Annotated in this window: 17 protein-coding genes; 11 read left to right on the top strand and 6 right to left on the bottom strand. The window is 69.1% G+C overall.

From position 1 onward, the window contains the following. Positions 1-87: 87 nt before the first annotated feature. Entirely contained in the window at positions 88-1,935 is a 1,848-nt protein-coding gene (locus tag VZL07_RS34180) for a protein kinase domain-containing protein (protein WP_426752129.1), read from the bottom strand. Positions 1,936-2,023: 88 nt separating this feature from the next. Between VZL07_RS34180 and VZL07_RS34175 the strand changes: the two genes are divergently transcribed. After that, positions 2,024-3,409 (top strand): sigma 54-interacting transcriptional regulator, encoded by a 1,386-nt coding sequence (locus VZL07_RS34175; protein WP_426752128.1) that lies wholly within the window; start codon positions 2,024-2,026, stop codon positions 3,407-3,409. 193 nt (positions 3,410-3,602) lie between these two features. Further along, the gene (locus tag VZL07_RS34170) at positions 3,603-4,538 is read left to right on the top strand and encodes a DUF4382 domain-containing protein (protein ID WP_426752127.1); all 936 of its coding nucleotides are present in this window, start codon (positions 3,603-3,605) and stop codon (positions 4,536-4,538) included. 104 nt (positions 4,539-4,642) lie between these two features. Here the strand turns inward: VZL07_RS34170 and VZL07_RS34165 are convergent, their stop codons facing one another. Both VZL07_RS34165 and VZL07_RS34160 read right to left on the bottom strand, forming a co-directional pair. Beyond that, complete coding sequence (locus VZL07_RS34165) at positions 4,643-5,602, bottom strand: hypothetical protein (protein ID WP_426752126.1); 960 nt, start codon at positions 5,600-5,602, stop codon at positions 4,643-4,645. A gap of 12 nt (positions 5,603-5,614) precedes the next feature. Beyond that, positions 5,615-6,313 carry a hypothetical protein gene (locus VZL07_RS34160; protein ID WP_426752125.1) on the bottom strand — a complete coding sequence of 233 codons (699 nt, stop codon included), beginning with the start codon at positions 6,311-6,313 and terminating at the stop codon, positions 5,615-5,617. Positions 6,314-6,511: 198 nt separating this feature from the next. Between VZL07_RS34160 and VZL07_RS34155 the strand changes: the two genes are divergently transcribed. The 5 genes from VZL07_RS34155 to VZL07_RS34135 all read left to right on the top strand — a co-directional run bounded on the left by VZL07_RS34155 (position 6,512) and on the right by VZL07_RS34135 (position 10,188). Next, positions 6,512-6,865 carry a hypothetical protein gene (locus VZL07_RS34155; RefSeq protein WP_426752124.1) on the top strand — a complete coding sequence of 118 codons (354 nt, stop codon included), beginning with the start codon at positions 6,512-6,514 and terminating at the stop codon, positions 6,863-6,865. A 56-nt stretch (positions 6,866-6,921) separates the two neighbouring features. After that, positions 6,922-7,560 carry a pentapeptide repeat-containing protein gene (locus tag VZL07_RS34150; protein WP_426752123.1) on the top strand — a complete coding sequence of 213 codons (639 nt, stop codon included), beginning with the start codon at positions 6,922-6,924 and terminating at the stop codon, positions 7,558-7,560. Positions 7,561-7,635: 75 nt separating this feature from the next. After that, positions 7,636-8,364, top strand: a complete 729-nt coding sequence (locus VZL07_RS34145) for a class I SAM-dependent methyltransferase (protein ID WP_426752122.1) — start codon at positions 7,636-7,638, stop codon at positions 8,362-8,364. A 190-nt stretch (positions 8,365-8,554) separates the two neighbouring features. Next, complete coding sequence (locus VZL07_RS34140) at positions 8,555-9,142, top strand: DUF2239 family protein (RefSeq protein ID WP_426752121.1); 588 nt, start codon at positions 8,555-8,557, stop codon at positions 9,140-9,142. Then, entirely contained in the window at positions 9,139-10,188 is a 1,050-nt protein-coding gene (locus VZL07_RS34135) for an NADP-dependent oxidoreductase (protein WP_426752120.1), read from the top strand. The genes VZL07_RS34140 and VZL07_RS34135 overlap by 4 nt, the downstream gene beginning before the upstream one ends. On the opposite strand, the gene VZL07_RS34130 is transcribed toward VZL07_RS34135, so the two are convergent. Beyond that, positions 10,148-10,594, bottom strand: a complete 447-nt coding sequence (locus VZL07_RS34130) for a hypothetical protein (protein WP_426752119.1) — start codon at positions 10,592-10,594, stop codon at positions 10,148-10,150. The two genes, VZL07_RS34135 and VZL07_RS34130, sit on opposite strands and share 41 nt — an antisense overlap. 153 nt (positions 10,595-10,747) lie before the next feature. Then, complete coding sequence (locus tag VZL07_RS34125) at positions 10,748-11,347, bottom strand: sigma-70 family RNA polymerase sigma factor (RefSeq protein WP_426752118.1); 600 nt, start codon at positions 11,345-11,347, stop codon at positions 10,748-10,750. A gap of 220 nt (positions 11,348-11,567) precedes the next feature. On the opposite strand from VZL07_RS34125, the gene VZL07_RS34120 reads away from it, so the two are divergent. Genes VZL07_RS34120 through glgB form a run of 4 tightly spaced genes read left to right on the top strand, consistent with a single transcriptional unit; the run spans position 11,568 to position 18,768 of the window. Further along, complete coding sequence (locus VZL07_RS34120; RefSeq protein WP_426752117.1) at positions 11,568-13,565, top strand: alpha-1,4-glucan--maltose-1-phosphate maltosyltransferase; 1,998 nt, start codon at positions 11,568-11,570, stop codon at positions 13,563-13,565. 15 nt (positions 13,566-13,580) lie between these two features. Beyond that, complete coding sequence (treS, locus tag VZL07_RS34115) at positions 13,581-15,236, top strand: maltose alpha-D-glucosyltransferase (protein ID WP_426752116.1); 1,656 nt, start codon at positions 13,581-13,583, stop codon at positions 15,234-15,236. Beyond that, positions 15,233-16,567 (top strand): maltokinase N-terminal cap-like domain-containing protein, encoded by a 1,335-nt coding sequence (locus tag VZL07_RS34110; protein ID WP_426752115.1) that lies wholly within the window; start codon positions 15,233-15,235, stop codon positions 16,565-16,567. The genes treS and VZL07_RS34110 overlap by 4 nt, the downstream gene beginning before the upstream one ends. Next, positions 16,564-18,768, top strand: a complete 2,205-nt coding sequence (gene glgB, locus VZL07_RS34105) for a 1,4-alpha-glucan branching protein GlgB (protein ID WP_426752114.1) — start codon at positions 16,564-16,566, stop codon at positions 18,766-18,768. Before VZL07_RS34110 ends, glgB begins: the two co-directional genes overlap by 4 nt. A gap of 18 nt (positions 18,769-18,786) precedes the next feature. Here glgB and VZL07_RS34100 read toward each other — a convergent pair whose 3' ends face one another. Beyond that, a complete protein-coding gene (locus tag VZL07_RS34100; RefSeq protein ID WP_426752113.1) occupies positions 18,787-19,803 on the bottom strand; it encodes a M12 family metallopeptidase in 1,017 nt (338 codons plus the stop codon). Positions 19,804-20,232: the final 429 nt, after the last annotated feature.

The raw sequence follows: 20,232 nt of genomic DNA, 5'->3' as shown, positions 1-20,232 counted from the left end.
CGGGAGGGGCGCTCGCTTTTCCAAGCCCCCGGCTTGGGGGCGGATGACTCGACGCGTCGAATTCTGGACGCACTGCGCGGAGTGGGCCTAGCGCGCCTCGAATTCCTCGAGGATGCGCAGGACGGTGCTGGCCAGGGGGTGGTCCGACGGGGCCAGCTCCAGGAAGCGGTGATAGTGCCGGGCGCCCTGCTGGATTCTTCCGAGTTTGACCTCCACGGCGCCCAGCAGCAGGTAGCACTCGGCATTGGCCGGCTCGAGCCGGGCACACTCGCGGGCGGCGTTGCGTGCCTCCGCGTACTTCCCCTTGCGCTGGAAGGCTCGCGCCGACGCGAGCACCCGGGAGGCGGGGCCCGCCTGGAGGGAATGTGACGCGGATGCAACGTCCCCCTCGGCCAACGGCGTGCCGTGGGCGAGCCGCGTCTGGCCCCGGGCGCCCGTGCCCACCCCGGACGCCGGTTGGGTGGCCCGCACCGTCGACGCAGGGCGCCCGGCGTTGGCGCGCACGGGCGCGGCCGGCGCCGCCTCGTCGGAAACCTCGGACACCTCCTCATCCGCCTGCGTGTCGTCGGAAGGTGGTGGCTGCGCGGGCGCGGCTTTGGGAGCCTGCGCCACGGCGGCCGGGGCGGGCGCGACGATTCTCACCGCGGCGGGAGGACCGGACTCGCGGCGCTCCTCGCGCGCGGCGGCCATCAAGTCGGAGACCACCCATGTCACCGCGACCGCGGCCAACACCGCGGCCAGCATCAGGCCGACGCCCGTCACCCACTGGGCGGCACGGCTCCCTTCCGCGAGCAGACCCAGCCGGGTGACGCGGGTGACGCGCGAGGCGGCCTCGTCCTCCTCCTCATCCTCCGGCGTTGATGCCTCGGACCGGAACTCGGGCTCCAGGGCGGGAACACCGTGCACGGTGGGCGCCGGAAGCGCCGGTGCCTGCCGCCAGATGGACACCTCCTCGATGAACGACGCCGGCACCTTGGTGTCGAGGCCCAGAGCCTCCATCTCCTGCCGGTACAGCTCGCGAAGCAGGTACGCCACGGACATGGGGGAGAAGCGCGGCGTGGACGAGTAGAGGAACCCGGCCAGGGCGTCGCCGAAGGCGTGGGCGGACTCGAAGCGCTCCTCCTTCTTCATCGCGAGCGCTTGCTGGAGGATGGCGTCCAGCGCCACGGGCACGTCGGGCCGCAACTCCCGGGGCGTCGGCAGTGGCCGCCCGTTGTTCAGCCGGCGCAACACCGTGTGCACCTGCCCCTCCACCGGGAGCCGGCCACACACCAGCTGGTACAGCACCACGCCGGTGGCCCAGACGTCGGTCCGGGCGTCCACCGCCTCGCCCCGAGCCTGCTCCGGCGAGAAGAACAGGTACTTGCCCTTCACCACGCCGGGCTCGGTGTCGTAGCTGCGCAGGGAGCGCGCCTTGGCGATGCCGAAGTCGACGATCTTGACCTGTCCCTCGTAGCTGATGAGGACGTTGTCGGGAGAGATGTCCCGGTGGACGATGCCCAGCGGCTCACCACGCTCGTCGCCGCGCGTATGGGCATAATGGAGCCCACGGCACATCTCCATGGCGATGTAGACGGCGGAGGGCACCGGCAGGCAGTGGAAGCCGGAGCGCAGCGCCCGCTTCAGCACGCGGTGGAGGGGCTGTCCGTCCACCAGCTCCATCGCCAGGAAGTACTGGCCGTCCACCTTCCCGAAGTCGAAGACCTGGGCAATCGCGCCGTGCGACAGCGTGGCGGAGATGCGCGCCTCGCTGATGAACATCGACACGAAGGCCTCGTCGTTGGCGTACTCCGGCAGCACCTTCTTGATGAGCACCGGCTTGGTGACGCCCGCGGCCCCTCGGAGCCGGGCGCGCCACGTCTCCGCCATGCCACCATGGCCCACCCGCTCCTGCAGCTCATACCGGCCGAATCGCTCTCGCGGCGCATGCGTCATCGTGGGTGGCACCCCCTTGCGAACTTTACCGCATAACCGGGGAATGCAGCGCCCAACCCCGCATGATGGCTGTGTTATTGTCCGCGCCGTGGCGAGTCTGGGAGACGAGGAAGGAAACGACGAGCTGGTCCGCACCGATGCGCTGCCGGCCGTTCGCGTCCAGCGTGTGCGCACGCGGTTGGTGGTCGTATCGGGGCCGGACACCGGACGCGACTGGCCGCTGATGCCGGGGCGCTACCGCGTGGGCTCGGGCCGGGACGTGGACATCCTCCTGGCGGACCGCGCCGTGTCGCGCCTGCACCTCCTCCTGGACGTGAGCGAGGCCGGCGTCCGGGCGGTGGACCCGGGCTCGCGCAATGGCTCGTACTGCGAGGGCATGCGCTTCCAGGAGCTGGAGGTCCGCACCGGCGCCGTGCTGAAGCTGGGCACCACCGAGCTGAAGCTGGTGCCGGAAAGTGAGCGCCCCCGCGCGCGCCCCCTGTCCGCGCGCAGCGCATTCGGCTCGCTGGTGGGCAACAGCCACCGCATGCGGGAGCTCTTCACGCTGCTGGAGCGCCTCTCCGCGGGCGAGTCGGACGTCCTCATCCAGGGCGAAACGGGCACCGGCAAGGAGCTCTGCGCGGAGGCCATCCACATGCACAGTCCGCGCGCCAAGGGGCCCTTCGTCATCGCCGACCTGGCGGGCATCGCGCCGTCCCTGCTGGAGAGCGAGCTGTTCGGGCACGTGAAGGGCGCCTTCACCGGGGCGCACTCGGACCGCGCGGGGGCCTTCGAGCGCGCGCACGGCGGAACCCTGTTCCTGGACGAGGTGGGCGAGCTGCCGCTGGAGGTACAGCCCCGCCTCCTGCGCGCGCTGGAGCGCCGGCAGGTGAAGCGCGTGGGCGCCAACGACTATCGGACGGTGGACGTCCGCGTCGTCGCGGCCACGCACCAGGACCTGGAGGGCGCCGTCCAGGCAGGGCGCTTCCGCGGGGACCTGTTCCACCGGCTCGCGGTGTTGCGCGTGGGGCTGCCGCCGCTGCGTGAGCGCCCCGAGGACATTCCGTTGCTCGTCGACACCGTGTTGACGCGGATGGGGCGTCCGCCCAGCGCGCTGTCGGATCAGACGCGCGCACTGCTCGCGCAGTACCCCTGGCCCGGCAACGTGCGCGAGCTGCGCAACGTGGTGGACCGGGTGGTGAACCTGGGCGACGAGGCCCTGCCGGACATTCCGGACGTGCCCGCGCCCGCCGAGGACCCCACCACCCTGCCCCCGCCTGCGGACGACCCGGAGAGCACGCGGCCCATCTCCCTGGACATGCCGTTCAAGGAAGCGAAGGACCGCATCATCGACGGCTTCGAGCGCGACTACCTTCGCGCGCTCATCGACCGCTGCGAAGGCAACGTGTCGCGCGCCGCCCGCGAGGCCGGCATCGATCGCGTCTACCTGCGCAAGCTGCTGCGCAAGCACGGACTGGACACGACCTCCGCCTGAGCAGCACAGGGGGGCCGCGTGCCCCGTGTCTGCGCGCCAGGCGGCCAGGTGGGCTGAGCGGCACAGGGGGCACGTCCCCCGTGTCTGCGTGCCACGGCGAACATGTGGGCGTGGCCGGGCGGACACCGGCCGGGTCATTCCTGGTCGAAATGGCCCGGCATGTCGCCGGGTCCTGTCCCGTGACGTGTCGACCATGGCCAACTTCTCGCGATTGCGCACGCTGCTGCTCGCCCTGTTCCCCGTCGCCCTGTTTCCGCTCCTCGCCTGCGGCGGCGGCGACGGCAAGGTGTCCGTCCTGCTGACGGATGCTCCCGGTGACGACATCCAGACCGCCGTTGTGACCATCTCGGAAATCTACCTTCAGGGTGGCAATGGCGAAGGCGACGGTGGCCGCGTGGTGCTGCGCGACACGCCCGTCACCGTGAGCCTGCTGGACCTGGCCAACTCGACGTCCGAGCTGGTGTCCGAGGCCGTGGTTCCCCAGGGCGACTACTCCGAGCTTCGCTTCGTCATCACCGGCGGCTACATCGAGGTGGCGAACGAGGACGGTTCGACCACGGTGTTCGCATCGTCGGACGACTACGCCGAGCTGCCCGAGGGCACGTCCGTCGGCGGGCGTCTCCACATGCCCAGCTACGGCGCCTCCGGGCTGAAGGTGAAGTTCTCCGAGCGGCTCACCATCGAGGGTGAGCAGAAGGTGCTGCTCGTCGACTTCGATGTGGGGCAGAGCTTCGGCAAGGAGGCGGGCAACTCCGGCCGCTGGGTGATGAGCCCCGTCATCAAGGCCGCCGAGGTGACCGCGTCCGGCAGCATCCAGGTGACGGTGGACAAGGAGTCCTCCGTGGAGCTGCCGGAGGTGGACGGCCACCAGGTGACGCTCGGCGACTTCCACGTGGCGATGACCAACGAGGCGGGCAGCATCGAGCGGCTGGCCCTGACCGACGAGAACGGCGACGGCGTCTACGAGGCGACCTTCAAGTTCCTCTTCCCGGGCCGCTTCACCCTGGAGGTCGTGGCCCCCGCCTTCGTCAGCGCGACCACGTCGCCGAACGGCCCGGTGCCGGTGGACCTGGGCTCGGGCCGCGAGGTGACGCACCACTTCACCGTCACCGGCGCCACGCAGCAGTAACGCGCGCCCACAGCAAGGTTTTATGGGGATTGGCGCGGGGTCGGTCCCCATAGCGAGGCGTCGGGGCGAGTTTCCCGACGCCTCGTTTTTTCTGCCGCGAAGGCTCAGTAGACGACGAGCGCCTGCGGCGCGTGGTAGCTGACGATGGTCAGCACCGGGATGCGCGGCGCCTCGTCGTCCGTCTCCGCGCCCCCTGACGTCAGCCGCACGCCGTCGAAGCGCGCGAGGATGACGTAGTCGCGGCGGGTCTCCAGGAACGGGTCGGCCTGCGTCAGGCGCCCGAGCGCCTCGCGGCCCGTCTCGTCGGAGATGTTCTCCACGAAGCGCCGCGTCGTGGTGCGGCCCGAACGCTGGTACGTGTTCACCGTTCCGCCCAGCTGCCCCGGCCCCGTGAGCACCGACTGCCCGGACAGGTCGCCCGAGTACACGCTGGCGGAGTCGGTGCGCTCGCCGTAGCCCACGGCCTCCTCCGTCTGCACGGAGCTGAGGGCATGCTCCACCAGCCACACCGTGGGGCGCTCACCCTCCGAGCGCTGGTCCGCGACCTGCGCGCGCAGCAGCACATAGCGCCCCTTGTACGTGTCCGGCCGGTCCATGGCCGAGGCCAGGGAGAAGATGGGAATCTGCTTCTCCTGCAGGTAGCGCAGCTCGCCGGTGACGCTGCCGCCGCGCTGGGCCACCACGCGGGCAATCAGCTTCGCGCCCTCCGCACGCATGCTCAGGTCCTGGGCCCAGGCGCGCCCCAGCAGCGCGTTGAGCTGCGTGAAGGGCATGTGCTCGACACAGGCCTTCAAGCCATCCCAGGCCTCGTCCCGAGAAGCCCCCTGGAGCCTCCGCGCGGCGGCCTCACACACGGCCGGGTTGGGATAGCGCGCGGCGAAGCCCTTGGGGTCGGCCGTGGGGCTGGGCGCGGGCGGCGGCGGGGGCGGCCGGGCCGCGAAGGACATCTCCTGCTCGGGGGGCGGCTCCTCCGACCACGTCACATGCGAATGCGAGGCGCTGCACCCCGCGGCGAGGGAGCCCAGCAGGGCTCCGGTGGAGAGCATCCAGGAAGGACGGCGCATGGTGCGGAACTCCTAGAGAGAGGCGGAGCCAGGGCTGACGGAGCTGCTGCGCTTCTGGACGGTGGGTGACGGCGGGTTGCCCGAGCGCGGCAGCGGCAGCACGACAGCGCACGCATCCGCGCACCGGTCGCTGAGGCAGGCCTGCGTCTGCGGCGCGGTGGCCTGCTGCGAGACTTCCGCGTAGCACCGGTCCGCGGTGCCGGGGCAGTTCGCGCGGGCGGCACACTCGCAGCACGGCGACGCCACCGTGGCCATGAACTGCACTTCCTGGAGGACGTTGGCCAGCGCCCGGTAGCAGGAACGCGCCTCGGGCGCGAACCGGCCCTTCGAGTCCACCACGAACGACGTGCCGTCCAGGCCGCACTGGTCCACGGCGGTGATGTAGCGGCGCTCACACAGCGAGACCAATGTCGCGTCCGGGCGACCTTCGCGGATGTTGCCCACGGCCTCCGAGCACAGCGCGCGGCCCACGTCCTGGAGCAGCTTCTTGTTGGACGTGTCCTGCGAATCGCTGGGCGCTCCGGCGGAGAGGTCCGCCTCGAACACGCACTCCTTCCCCGCGCGCAGTGTGTCGACGGTGCAGGACCACGCAGTGGGGGACTCATCGGCCACCGGCGGCGCCGCGAGCGCCTCGGGGGGAATCGCCGGAGCAGCGCCTTCCGGCGTGGAGCCCAACAGGAACAGGGAGACGAGGATCGCCTTCATGGACATGGCAGGTTAGGACGTTGCCCTTCCGGGCACAAACCGGTCCCGCGCTGATTGTTCCATGGGTGGCGACGTCCTCCTCTTCCCTACCTCCGCGTGTCTGAATCCGCGTTCGCCGTGGGACGCAAGCCGGGGCCCGGAGTCCTGGCTCCCCTGCCCCGGTCCGCAGATGATGCCGCGCGGATTCCTTTCAAGAGGTGGGTGGTGGGAAGCTCGGAAGACGCGGTGTGGAAGCCGTATGAAGGCGGAAGCTCCCTGGGCTGGATGGGCACGCAAGGTGGCACCATCACCCGGGATGAGGACTTCCAGGGTCGGCTGCGCCTCACCTACGAGCAGGACGACACCCGCTCCTTCCATGCCATCACCTGCTCGGTGACAGGCTGGCTGCTCTACCACCGCTTCTTCGACAACGCCGCGGCGGCCACCGCCGCCTTCGAGGAGATGAAGCCCGCGCTCGAGACGCTCCTCACCCAGCTCCCCGAAGGCGGTCCCAGCCAGCCCGGTAATGCGCGTCTGGCGGGACCAATCCTGGCCGCCTTCACCGTGCGCTACGGATAGGCCGTGCGAAATGGCTTGGCCCGCGCGGGCGTCCTGGCGTTAGTGGCGGGCACATCATGTCCGCACCACGCCTCCAGACCGAAGCCGCCTTCGAAGACGAGACCTTCGCCGACCTGAACCTCCAGGAAGCCGACCTCCGGGGGAAGGAGTTCTTCCGGTGCACCTTCCGCAACTGCACCTTCCAGGAGAGCCATTGGGGGCGCGCCCGGCTGGAGGAATGCGTCTTCACCGGCTGCGACCTGACCCGGTCGAGGTTCACGGACACCTCGCTGCGCGGCGTGCGGTTCGAGAGCTCCAAGCTGATGGGCATCGATTGGACCGACGTGGGCACCTTTCCCGAGCTCACCTTCGAGGGGTCGAACCTGCGCTACTGCACCTTCGCGGGGCTCAGCCTGCGCAAGACGGTGTTCCTGCGCTGCACGGCGCTGGAGATGAACTTCATCGACACGGACCTGTCCGAGGCGGACTTCAGCGAATCGGACATCACCGGCAGCAACTTCCGTGGCTGCACGCTCACGAAGACGGACTTCGGGAGCGCCCAGGGCGTATTCATCGACCCGACGCGCAACCGCGCGAAGGCGACGCGCATCCCCGTGGAGGCCGCGGTGAACTACGTGCAGACACTCGGGCTCGTGGTGGCCGGCCACGGCGATGCCCGCACGGCGCCGAAGACCGAGCGGAAGAAGAGCCGGTAGGCGCCCACCGTCTCGGGCGCAATCTGGGAGGACTGCTCCGTTGCGGATTCAGCCCAAGGGTGCTCAGAAGTCCGGATGGCGCAGAACATCTACGACGATCCAGGTTTCTTCGAGGGCTACAGCCGGCTGCGGCGCTCCATGGAAGGGCTGGCGGGCGCGCCGGAATGGCCCGCGTTGCGGGCGATGTTGCCTGCGCTGCGCGGCCTCCGAGTCCTCGACCTCGGCTGCGGCTACGGCTGGTTCTGCCGGTGGGCCCAGGAGCAAGGGGCGCGGCAAGTCGACGGGCTCGACGTGTCGGCGCGGATGCTGGAACGGGCCCGTCAGCTGACACCGGCCGGCGGCATCGCCTACACCCAGGCCGACCTGGAGACGGTCGAGCTACCGCGAGCCAGCTACGACCTCGTCTACAGCTCACTCGCGTTCCACTACATCGAAGACCTGCCAGCCCTGCTCGCGAAGGTGCATGACACCCTGGTACCGGGCGGCGCCCTGGTCTTCTCCATCGAGCACCCCATCTACATGGCCCCGTCCCATCCCGGCTGGCACGTGGACGAGCGGGGCCAGAAGACCTGGCCCATCAACGGCTACCAGGTCGAGGGGCCTCGCACGACGGACTGGCTCGCCCAGGGCGTCATCAAGTACCACCGGACGCTGGGCACCTTGCTGAACACCTTGATGGGCACAGGCTTCACCCTTCGGCATGTCGACGAATGGGGGCCCACCGATGAGCTCCTCGCCGCCCAGCCCGAGCTGGCCGAGGAGCGGGAGCGGCCAATGATGCTGCTCGTGTCCGCGCGGCGATAGGCGCGCCCTCCCAAACGCAGCACGCGGTCATCGCCCCTGGGCTCGACGGGCAGCCGATTGGCGGCGGCGTGGCGCCACGACGACGCCCACCCGCCCGTCCCACATCGGCATTCTATCCGGATGTAATTGACCATGGATTTCACCCGGGTAATATCTGGCGCCTCGCGCTCCCGCGACGCCGGAGATGACCATGACTTCGACCACCTGGACCGCCTTCGCCGGACAGCGCCTGCTTGCCTCCGGCCCTCCCGCGGAGGTCGTCCTCGCGGCCCGCCGTGCGCTCGACACCGGGGAGTCCGCGCCGCTGTTGCTCTTTGACGACACCACGGGCCGGACGGTGGACTTCCACCTGCGTGGCTCCACGGAGGAGCTCCTGGCCCGCCTTCAGCCCGCGCCTGCTCTGGCGGAGGGTGACACGGGGCATCGGGGCCCTGGCAGGCCGAAGCTGGGGGTGGTGGCGCGCGAGGTGACGCTGCTTCCCCGGCACTGGGAGTGGCTGGCCGCACAGCCGGGCGGAGCCTCCGTGGCGTTGCGTAAGCTGGTGGAGGCAGCGCGCGCGAGCAGTGGCGATACCGACCGCCGCCGCCAGGCGCAGGCCGCCGCGGACCGCTTCATGACCACGATGGCCGGAAACCTGCCCGGCTACGAGGAAGCCGCCCGCGCGCTGTATGCCGGAGACCGCACGCGGTTCAACAAGTGGACCCGGCCATGGCCGGACGATCTCCGGAACCACGCCCGCCGCCTGGCGGCGCCCGCGTTCGGAAAGGAGACGCCATGAGCACTCGCATCAATCGGCAGTGGGTGTTGAAAGCCCGTCCCCACGATGCGGTGTCGGACGAGTGCTTCGAATGGCGCGAGGGCCCCGTGCCCACTCCAGGTCCCGGCGAGGCGCTGGTTCGCGTCACCTGGCTCGCCATCGAGCCCACTCAGCGCACCTGGCTCAACGCGAACGCGACGTACATCCACCCCGTCGCGCTCGGCGAGGTGATGCGTGGTGCCGGCGTGGGACAGGTCGTCGCCTCCCGCTCGGAGCGGCTGGCGGTTGGGGACTGGGTGGCCGGGCTCACCGGCTGGCAGGACTATGTCCTGGCTGGCGACTCGGGCCTCTTCGGCTTCAACAAGGTGCCGGACGGTGTCTCGCCGCGGGCGATGCTGAACCTCTTCGGCGCGAGCGGGCTGACCGCATACTTCGGCATGACCGATGTCGGCCGCATCGCGCCGGGAGAGACGGTCCTCGTCTCGGCCGCCGCCGGCAGCGTGGGCTCCATCGCTGGCCAGGTGGCCCGGCTCCGGGGCTGCCGTGTCATTGGTATCGCAGGCGGCCCACACAAGGCCGAATGGGTCACCCGCGCCGCGCGCTTCCATGCCTGCATCGACTACAAGTCCGAAGACCTCCGGACGCGACTCCGGGCCCTCGCGCCGCGGGGGGTCGACGTGGTCTTCGACAACGTGGGCGGCCCCATCCTGGAAGCCGCGCTGGACCACCTCGCCCGGGGCGCGCGGGTGGTGCTCTCTGGCAGCGTGTCCTCGGGCTACAAGGACGGCGACTACGGCACCGCTCCGCGCAACTACATGCAGCTCGGCTTCAAGCGAGCACGGATGGAGGGCTTCATCTTCCTCGACTACGTCTCCCGCTTCCCCGAGGCATTCCGCGAGCTGGCCGCCTGGGAGGCCCAGGGCGTGCTCCACTGCGCCGAGTCCGTCGCCGAGGGGCTGGAGCAGGCGCCCTCGGCCCTGCGAGGTCTGTTCGAAGGCCGCAACCTGGGCAAGCAGCTCGTGCGCGTCACCGCGGGCGAAGGCCAGTTACCCGGGCCCGCGCAGTGACCCAACCAGGGGGAAAGATGTGGATGGTCCGGCTGCTGTACCAACCCGGGAAGCACGTGTCGAAGTTCACCCGGCCGTTGGCATCCGTCGTCTGCACGCCTCGAAACCACCGCGCCGCGCGGGCCTCGGCGTCGCCGGAGGTGCAGAAGTCGCTGGCGTAGCACGGCCCCAGCGTTGCCTCACAGGTCAGGGCGCAGGCAGTGCCGATGCCCGAAGCGAACGGGTCCGGATAGGAGGCCGCCAGGGTCATCGCGGCGGTGCCGCCGGTGGCCCATGCCGTGGCCCCCGTCCCGGAATCGGCACCATTGCTCGGCTCGGTCCCCTCACCGCAAGCCATCACCAGGCGCGCGAGCGGCAGGGTCGCCAGCGCCACGCCCATGCCCTTGAGGACCCGCCGGCGCGTCATGACATCGCTTTACATCCAGAGCCTCCGTTCCAGTCGGTGACGTGCCCACCGCTGCGGGCACCACCCCGTTCTGGACGGCAAAGCTTGAGCGAACCTTAAGCGCTGGAACGGAGCCCGCCGAGGCCGCCGGCCAGCCAGGGGACCCGGCCCCCGCTACCCCGACGGACGGAGCACGTCGAGCAGGCCCCCCAGCTTCTCCAGCGCCAGCCGCGCGCGTGTCTTCACCGTCCCCAGCGGGTCACCGGTGCGCTCCGCAATCTCGCGCTGCGAAAGGCCCTCGAAGTAGGCCAGCTCCACCACCTCGCGCTGCTCCGGAGGAAGCTGGGCCAAGGCCGCCCACACCCGGATGCGCGATTCGCCCTGCCCGGCTGCTTCATCCGGCGCCGTGGGTACCGCGCTGACGGGAGGCCCCTGATGCGCCGCGCCCTCGACGACGCGCGCCGCCGCCCCCAGCGTGCGCAGCCGGTCGATGGCGCGCGTTCGCGCGATGGTCGTCACCCACGACTCCAGGCCGCCGCGGCTCGGGTCGAACTCGCGCGCGCGGCGCCAGACCTCGAGGAAGGTCTCCTGCAGCACCTCTTCCGCGTCCGCGCGAGACGGGAGCAGCCGCAACGCAATGGCGAAGGACCGGCCGCCGCAGCGCGCGTAGACCTCCCGCATCGCCTCGGCGCTGCCCAGGGCCACCTGCCGGATGAGGGTCAGGTCCGCCGCCAGGTCGCTCGCTCGGGGCTCAGCAGGGGGAGGAGGCGCCATGTTCGTCCCGGATAGCTCATTCAGAAGGACAGTTCCCAGCCTCAAGTATCGGCAGGCGGGCACCCGGGCGCGCTGTGCCTTCCAGGGTGGGCAGCGCCCATCCCCATCCTTAACGTTCACGAGCCAACGCGGCCGGCACGGAAGCCGTCCAGCATCGACATCAGGCGCGAATCGCCGCGAGGCCATGACAACCCAAGACCTATAAGGGCCGCCAGCCACCATGACTGAACGACTCGGAAGCGTGTTCATCGAGGGAGTGAGCCCCGAGCTGGATGCCGGTCGTCACGCCGTGAAGCGCGTCGTCGGAGAGCAATGCACCGTCAGGGCGGATGTCTTCAAGGAAGGCCATGATGTCCTGGTCGCCGTCATCCGCTGGCGCCAGGTGACGCCCAGGTCCCAGCAGACCGACTGGGTGGAAGTGCCCATGCGCTTCCTCGGCAACGACCGCTGGGAGGGGGAGTTCCCCCTGCGCCACAACGGTCGTTACGAATACACGATTGAAGCGTGGCCGGACCTCTTCCGGACCTGGACCTCCGAGCTCAAGCGCAAGGTCGACGCGGGCCGCGACGTGCGCAGCGAGCTGCTGGAAGGCGCCGCGCTGCTGGAGGGCGCCGCGAAGCGGGCCCGTGACGCGAAGCAGGAGGAAGACGCCCGGCTGTTGAGCGAGGCCGGCGCCCGGCTGCGCCAGCCACCCACGCCGGACCTCATCGCCGTGGCGCTGGCCCCGGAGCTGGCCACTGTGGCTTCCACGTATCCGGACCGGACGCTGGCGCGGCGTTACGACAAGGTGCTGGAAGTCTTCGCGGACCGCGAGAAGGCCCGCTTCAGCGCCTGGTATGAGTTCTTCCCGCGCTCGGCGAAGCGGGACGGCGTCACCCACGCCACCTTCCGGGATGCGGAGGCCTGGCTGCCCTACATCCAGGAGCTGGGCTTCGACACCGTGTACCTGCCGCCCATCCACCCCATTGGCCGGACAGCCCGCAAGGGAAAGAACAACAGCCTCACCGCGGGCCCCGACGACGTGGGCAGCCCCTGGGCCATTGGCGCCTCGGAGGGTGGGCACAAGGCCGTGCACCCCAAGCTGGGGACGTTGGAGGACTTCCGTCACTTCGTGCAGACGGCCCAGGCCCACGGCATCGAGGTGGCGCTGGACCTCGCCTTCCAGTGCTCACCGGACCACCCCTACGTGAAGGAGCATCCGGAGTGGTTCCAGCACCGCCCGGACGGCACCATCAAGACGGCGGAGAATCCGCCCAAGCGCTACGAGGACATCGTCAACTTCGACTGGATGGGCCCCGCTCGTGAGTCGCTCTGGGCGGAGCTGGAGTCCGTGGTCCTCCACTGGGTGAAGCAGGGGGTGAACACCTTCCGCGTGGACAACCCCCACACCAAGCCCATGCAGTTCTGGGCCTGGCTCATCCGCCGCGTGCAGGAGGCCCATCCGCAGGTCCTCTTCCTGTCCGAGGCCTTCACCCGCCCCAAGGTGATGAAGGCCCTGGCCAAGGTGGGCTTCACCCAGTCGTACACATACTTCACGTGGCGCAACTTCAAGGGTGAGCTCCAGGAGTACCTGGAGGAAATCACCCAGCCGCCCGTGTCCGACTACTTCCGCGGCAACCTCTGGCCCAACACGCCGGACATCCTCCCGGAGTTCCTCCAGAACGCGGGGCCCGGCGCCTTCCGCCTCCGCGCCGCGCTGGCGGGGACGCTGTCCTCCGTCTGGGGCATGTACTGCGGCTACGAGCTGTGTGAAGGCCGTCCCATCCCGGGCAAGGAGGAGTACACCGACTCGGAGAAGTATCAGCTCGTCGCGTGGGACCTGGACCGGCCCGGCAACATCCGGGACTGGATTGCGCGCCTCAACGCCGCGCGCCGCACGAATCCCGCACTGCACCAGTACGGCACGCTTCAATTCTTCACGTCGAACAACGACCGCGTCCTCTTCTACGGCAAGCGCACGCCGGACCGCACCAGCCTGGTCCTGGTGGCGGTGAGCCTGGACCCCTATGCCCCGCAGGAGGCGCTGCTGCACGTGCCCCTGGAATGGCTCGGCGCGCGGCCCGACGAGACGTATCAGGTACACGAGTTGATGTCGGGCCAGCGCTCGCTGTGGCAGGGTCCCGACGTGCAGGTGCGCCTGACACCCGAGCAGCCCGCGGCCCTCTGGGCCGTCCACCGGTTCCGCCGTACCGAGAACGCGTTCGACTACTACGAGTGACAACCCGAGAGGCGTATGGACCAAGATCCCCTCTGGTACAAGAAGGCCCTTATCTACGAGCTGCACCTCCGCGCCTTCCATGACTCCAACGGTGACGGCCACGGGGACATCCCGGGTCTGATTGAGAAGCTGCCGTACCTCCAGGACCTGGGCATCAACTGCCTCTGGCTGCTGCCGCACTACCCCTCGCCGCTGCGCGACGACGGCTACGACATCGCGGACTACTACGGCGTCCACCCGGACTACGGCACGCTCGCGGACTTCCAGCGGCTGGTGGACGAGGCGCACAAGCGCGACATCCGCATCATCACCGAGCTGGTGGTCAACCACACCAGCGACCAGCACCCCTGGTTCCAGGAGGCGCGCAGTGACCCCAACAGCCCCAAGCGCAACTGGTACGTCTGGAGCGACACCGACGACCAGTACAAGGGCGCGCGCATCATCTTCCTCGACACGGAGCGCTCCAACTGGACGTGGGATCCGGTGGCCAAGCAGTACTTCTGGCACCGCTTCTTCAGCCACCAGCCAGACCTGAACTACGACAACCCCGAGGTGCAGGAAGCCATGCTGGACGTCATGCGCTTCTGGCTCAACATGGGCGTGGACGGGTTCCGCTGCGACGCCGTGCCCTACCTCTTCGAGCGCGAGGGCACCAACTGCGAGAACCTCCCGGAGACGCACGCCTTCCTCAAGCGCCTGCGGAAGACCATCGACTCCGAATACCAGGGGAAGATGCTGCTGGCCGAGGCGAACCAGTGGCCCGCCGACGTGCGCGTGTACTTCGGCGACGGCGACGAGTTCCACATGGGCTTCCACTTCCCGGTGATGCCCCGCCTCTACATGGCCGTGCGCCGCGAGGACCGCACGCCCATCGTCGAAATCATGCAGCAGACGCCGGACATCCCGGACACCTGCCAGTGGGCCATCTTCCTGCGCAACCACGACGAGCTGACGCTGGAGATGGTGACGGACGAGGACCGGGACTACATGTACCGGGAATACGCCACCGACCCGCGCATGCGCATCAACCTGGGCATCCGCCGCCGGCTCGCGCCGCTGATGGACAACGGCCGCCGGCGCATCGAGCTGATGCACAGCCTGCTCTTCACCCTGCCCGGCACGCCCGTCCTCTACTACGGGGACGAGATTGGCATGGGTGACAACATCTACCTCGGCGACCGAAACGGCGTGCGCACGCCCATGCAGTGGACGGGCGACCGCAACGCGGGCTTCAGCCGCGCGGACTACTCGCGCCTCTACGCGCCCGTCATCGCCGACCCCGTCTACGGATACCAATCCATCAACGTGGAGGCGCAGGAGCGCGTGAAGTCCAGCCTCCTGCACTGGATCAAGCGGATGATTCGCATCCGCCAGCGCTACCCGGTGTTCTCGCTGGGCAACCTGCGCTTCCTCCAGACGGAGAACCGCAAGGTGCTGGCCTTCGTGCGTCAGTGGGAAGGCCAGACGGTGCTCGTGGTGTGCAACCTGTCGCGCTTCGCGCAGCCCGCGGTGCTCGACCTTCGGGAATGGGAGGGCGCCGTGCCCGTGGAGCTGATTGGCGAAACCCCCTTCCCGCGCGTCAGCGAACTGCCCTACCAGCTCTCCATGGGCCCCTACATGTTCCTGTGGTTCCGCTTGGACAAACCACTTCAGGGAAGGAGCCTCGAGTGAACAGCCTGGATTTGACGAAGCTCCCCGACTACCTCAAGCACCAGCGCTGGTTCAGCGGCAAGGCCTGGCCCATCAAACACGTGACGGTGATGGACCACGCCACCATCGAGTCCGGCGGCTGCGCCTTCAGCCTCGCCGTGGTGGAGGTCGTCTACGAGCTGGGCAGCCCTGAACGCTACCTGCTGCCCGTCCAGCCCTCCTCCGAGGGCGTGCGCGATGCCCTGGAGAGCGACGAGTGCATGCGCGGCCTCTTCGACCTCATCCGCGCGGGCGGCCAGGTGGCCTCCGCGGGCGGGCACGTGCAGGGCGAATGGATCGCGGCGCCGGACAACCTGCTCGCGCTGCCCTCGCCACCGAGCGTCCGGCGCCTCATGGTGGAGCAGAGCAACACCTCGGTGGTGCTGGGCGAACAGGTCATCCTGAAGATCATCCGGAAGCTGGAGGCCGGGGTGAATCCCGAGCACGAGGTGGGCCGCTTCCTCGCCACGAAGACGTCGTTCCGCGCCACGCCGGTGCTGCTGGGCGCCCTCCACCTGGAGGGGGCGGCGGGCGCGACGCTCGCGGTGGCCCACCGCTTCGTGCCGAACGCGACGGACGGTTGGAAGTACACCCTGGACCGGCTGCGCGAGGAGCGCGCGGTGGGCCCTCGCTTCCTGACGCAGATGCGGGAGCTGGGCATGCGCGTGGGCGAGCTGCACCTCGCCTTCGCCTCCGCCACGGAGGACGAGCCCGCCTTCACCCCGGAGCCCCTCCTCCAGGAGGACCTCCAGCGGTGGAGCGCCTCCATCGTCGGAGAGCTGGGGGTGACTCTGGCGGAGGCCGGCCGGCTGCACCCGGACCTGGAGGGTCGGCGAGAGGCCCTCATCGACTCGGCGAAGCGCCTGGCGCAGGTGCCGCCGGCCGGGCAGAAGATTCGCATCCACGGCGACCTCCACCTGGGCCAGGTGCTGCGCGCCAATGACCAGTGGCTCATCTTCGACTTCGAGGGTGAGCCCGCGCGCTCCTTCACCGCGCGCCGGGAGAAGTACAGCGCGCTGCGCGACGTGGCGGGGATGATCCGCTCGTTCGACTACGCGGAGGCCACGGTGACGTTGGAGGGCGGCACGCCGCACGAGCGCGTGGGCCCCATGCGGGAGGCCTTCGTCGAGGGCTACCGGCAGGTGACGCGCGGGGCGGCCTTCCTGCCCTCGGACGAGGCGACCTTCGACGTCATGCTGCGCGCGTTCGAGCTGGAGAAATTGCTCTACGAAGTGAGATACGAACTGCAGAACCGGCCCGACTGGGTACGAATCCCCGTCTCGGCCCTCTTGCGCATGGAGGCATCCAAGTGAGGAAGCCAGCCGACAAGGCCCAGGTGGACGCGGAGCTTCAGCGCGTCGTGGAGCTGAGGCATCCGGAGCCTCACTCCGTCCTCGGCATCCACCCGGATGGGGACGGTGTGGTGATTCGCGCCTTCCGTCCGGATGCCGTGGCCATCCACGTGCTGCCGGAGTCCGGTGGCCGCGTCGCGATGACCCACCGGCTGGGCGGCGTCTTCGAGGCCCGCATCAACGGCAAGGACCAGACGTTCAACTACCTGCTGGAGGTGGAGTACCCCGGCAAGCGCGTCTTCACGCTCCGCGACCCGTACAGCTTCCTCCCCACCCTGGGCGAGATGGACCTGTACTACGCCGGCGAGGGCCGCCATGAGCGGCTCTGGGAGCGCATGGGCGCGCACCTGATCCACCACAACGGCGTGCGCGGCACGTCCTTCGCGGTGTGGGCGCCCACCGCCGCGGGCGTGTCCGTGGTGGGGGACTTCAACAGCTGGGACGGCCGCCTGCACGCGATGCGCCGCATGGGCTCCTCCGGCATCTGGGAGCTGTTCGTCCCCGAGGTGGGCGAAGGCACCCGCTACAAGTTCGAGATTCGCCCGGGCCACGGGGGCGCCAACGTCCTCAAGGCGGACCCCTTCGCGTTCCGCACGGAGGTGCCGCCGGCCACCGCGTCGGTGGTGCACGACCTGGCGCGCTATTCGTGGGGCGACGCGGCGTGGCTGGAGCAGCGCTCGCAGCGCCATGACGTGCACAACCAGCCGTGGAGCGTCTACGAGGTCCACCTGGGGAGCTGGCGACGGGTCGTCGAGGATGGTGACCGGCCCATGACCTACCGCGAGCTGGCACCCGCGCTGGCCGAGTACATCAAGTTCACCGGCTTCACCCACGTGGAGCTGCTGCCCGTGGCCGAGCACCCCTATGGCGGCTCCTGGGGCTACCAGGTCGGCGGCTACTACGCGCCCACGGCACGCTTCGGTCACCCGGACGACCTGCGCTACTTCATCGACCACATGCACCAGGAAGGCATCGGGGTGCTCGTCGATTGGGTGCCCGGACACTTCCCGCGCGACTCGCACGCGCTGGGGCAGTTCGACGGCACGGCGCTGTACGAGCACGCGGACCCGCGCAAGGGCGCTCAGCCGGACTGGGGCACGCTGGTCTTCAACTTCGGCCGCAACGAGGTCCGCAACTTCCTCATCGCCAATGCGCTGTTCTGGATCGAGGAGTACCACGTCGACGGCCTGCGCGTGGACGCCGTGGCGTCGATGCTCTACCTCGACTACAGCCGCAAGCAGGGCGAGTGGATCCCCAACCGCTGGGGAGGCCGTGAGAACGAGGAGGCCATCCACTTCCTGCGCGAGCTGAACGAGACGGTCCGCCGCAAGCACCCGGGCGTCGTCGTCATCGCCGAGGAGTCCACGGCCTGGCCCAAGGTCTCCGCGCCCGTGTCCGAGGGGGGCCTGGGCTTCGACTTCAAGTGGAACATGGGGTGGATGCACGACACGCTGTCGTACTTCTCCAAGGACCCCATCTACCGGCAGTACCACCACAACCAGCTCACCTTCGGCCTGCTGTATGCGTTCAGCGAGCACTTCATGCTGCCGCTGAGCCACGACGAGGTCGTGCACGGCAAGGGCAGCCTGTACGGGCGCATGCCCGGCGACCCGTGGCAGAAGCGCGCCAACCTGCGGGCGCTCTTCGCGTGGATGTGGGCCCACCCGGGCAAGAAGCTCGTCTTCATGGGGGGTGAGTTCGGCCAGCCCGCGGAGTGGAACCACGACAAGAGCCTGGACTGGCACCTGACGCACGAGCCCGGGCACCACGGCATCCTGAAGCTGATGGCGGACCTCAACCGCATCTACCGGGACATGCCCGCGCTGTACGACGCGGACAGCGAGCCCATGGGCTTCCAGTGGCTCCAGCCGGACTCGGCGGCGTACAACGTCTTCGCCTTCGTACGCCGCGCCCGGCAGCCTGGGCGGCATGTGGTGTGTATCGCCAACCTGTCGCCGACGGTGCGGGAGAACTACCGCGTGGGCTTCCCGCTCCAGGGCCGCTACGTGGAGCTGCTCAACACGGACGCCGAGCAGTACGGCGGCTCCAACCTGGGTAACATGGGGCAGATTCACACCGAGCCCACGGGCTGGGATGGTCAGCCCGCGTCGGCCACGCTCACCCTGCCCCCGCTGTCCGTGTTGTGGTTCACGCCGGGCTGAGCCGTCTGGTTGGGGAGGTCACCAGAGCATCACCGCGGACTCCCCTGCCCGCTCCTCGTAGTACAGCCGGACTCGCAGCGCGTACTCGCGTCCCTGGAAGAGCTTGAGCTTCAGGGACGCGTTGACGTCCTGGCCGCTGTCGTCGGAGCCCATCAGGTATTGATACCCGTCGGGCGTCTTCTCGAAGAGCACCATCACGGTGTCCGACGTCCCGAAGGTCCGCATCTGGTATTCGCGCGTCTCCTGTGCGGTGAAGCTGAAGTTGCGCTGCTGGCCGGGCTCGAGCGCCAGGGTCTCGGAGTGGAAGGGCTGGAGCGACGTCACGTCCTCTCCTGTCAGGGGCGGATAGAAGCGCTTGACCCAGTCCTTGTCTCGATTCGAGATGCCCCCCTTCGGAGTCAACCCGTTCTCGAAGTAGGGCTTGGGCTCCTTGATGAGCCCGGGCTTGAACGGATAGTGCATGACGGAGTCGGGGTCCCAGGTGGAGCCTTCCACCTTGCTCGGATCCAACTTCCGGATGATGTTGAAGAAGGTCGTCTCCCGGCTCCAGCGATTGGGCGGCTTGGCAAGGTCCGCATAGACGGCCTCCTCGTCCCAGACGATGCCGGCATGGGGATTCTGGTGCTCGTGCGGAAAGCCGAGCGTGTGGCCAATCTCATGGATGGCCGTGTCGAGCTCCTCGCTGCTCTCCGTCAGGTCCCAGCCGAAGTTCATCGTGCGCTCGTCCGGCCCGTGCCGGAGCACATCGCGCCCGACGTAGGACCAGGCGCCGTCCCCTCGCATGAAGCCGATGCGGATCTCCGCCTCGCTTCGGGACGTCACCTCCTCGAATTCGAGGCCAATCCCCACCTCCTTCCAGCGGCGGAAGGCCTCACGAACGACCTTCTTCTCGTCATCCGTGGTGGTCCAGGGCATCCAGTGGGTACTGCCGTCCTGGAGCCGGACCTCTTCTCCATCCGTGTCCTTGTCGAAGAAGTAGTAGTGCAGCACGGTGCCGTTGGCCCACTTGGCCTCATTCTGCCGAATCAGACGCATCCGGTGAGGATTGAGGTCCGCGGGAAGCACGCGCTCGGGCTGCGGCTTCAGAGCGCAGTAGGCGAACCCGGAAGCCACGGGCCGCCGACGCCGCGCGGGAGGTTCGGCGCCCCCTGCGGCTTTGCGTCCCTGCTTGCGGTCCGCCTCCTGTCCCCTCCTTGGCTCCGATTCCGTACGGGCCGTCCGTCCTCTGCTCCGCCCGCCCCGCCGTCCGGTCGTGTTTGTCTTTGCCATTCCTTGTGCTCCCAGTGGCATGGGTTCACACGGCAATGTGCCCCCGCCCTGGCGCACGAGACGACGCCCGGCCAGAGAAGCCGACGCCCGGCACGTTCTACAGGCTGCGCTCCCGCGAGCCCTACTTCGTCTTTTCGAGCGGACACCGAAACACACACACAATTCACGCAATCACAAACACAAAAATGCAATCAC

This window comes from Pseudomyxococcus flavus (assembly GCF_050038885.1).
Taxonomy (GTDB): Bacteria; Myxococcota; Myxococcia; order Myxococcales; family Myxococcaceae; genus Myxococcus; species Myxococcus flavus.
Note: the sequence above shows the minus strand (reverse complement) of the source record. Positions and strands in the feature narration are given on the sequence as shown.

Bases quoted from the DNA above. Each gene is read 5' to 3' on its own strand.
- VZL07_RS34180 (WP_426752129.1), bottom strand. From the start codon at position 1,935: ATGACGCATGCGCCGCGAGAGCGATTCGGCCGGTATGAGCTGCAGGAG.
- VZL07_RS34170 (WP_426752127.1), top strand. From the start codon at position 3,603: ATGGCCAACTTCTCGCGATTGCGCACGCTGCTGCTCGCCCTGTTCCCC.
- VZL07_RS34165 (WP_426752126.1), bottom strand. From the start codon at position 5,602: ATGCGCCGTCCTTCCTGGATGCTCTCCACCGGAGCCCTGCTGGGCTCC.
- VZL07_RS34160 (WP_426752125.1), bottom strand. From the start codon at position 6,313: ATGTCCATGAAGGCGATCCTCGTCTCCCTGTTCCTGTTGGGCTCCACG.
- VZL07_RS34150 (WP_426752123.1), top strand. From the start codon at position 6,922: ATGTCCGCACCACGCCTCCAGACCGAAGCCGCCTTCGAAGACGAGACC.
- VZL07_RS34145 (WP_426752122.1), top strand. From the start codon at position 7,636: ATGGCGCAGAACATCTACGACGATCCAGGTTTCTTCGAGGGCTACAGC.
- VZL07_RS34140 (WP_426752121.1), top strand. From the start codon at position 8,555: ATGACTTCGACCACCTGGACCGCCTTCGCCGGACAGCGCCTGCTTGCC.
- VZL07_RS34135 (WP_426752120.1), top strand. From the start codon at position 9,139: ATGAGCACTCGCATCAATCGGCAGTGGGTGTTGAAAGCCCGTCCCCAC.
- VZL07_RS34130 (WP_426752119.1), bottom strand. From the start codon at position 10,594: ATGACGCGCCGGCGGGTCCTCAAGGGCATGGGCGTGGCGCTGGCGACC.
- VZL07_RS34125 (WP_426752118.1), bottom strand. From the start codon at position 11,347: ATGGCGCCTCCTCCCCCTGCTGAGCCCCGAGCGAGCGACCTGGCGGCG.
- VZL07_RS34120 (WP_426752117.1), top strand. From the start codon at position 11,568: ATGACTGAACGACTCGGAAGCGTGTTCATCGAGGGAGTGAGCCCCGAG.
- treS (WP_426752116.1), top strand. From the start codon at position 13,581: ATGGACCAAGATCCCCTCTGGTACAAGAAGGCCCTTATCTACGAGCTG.
- VZL07_RS34100 (WP_426752113.1), bottom strand. From the start codon at position 19,803: ATGCGTCTGATTCGGCAGAATGAGGCCAAGTGGGCCAACGGCACCGTG.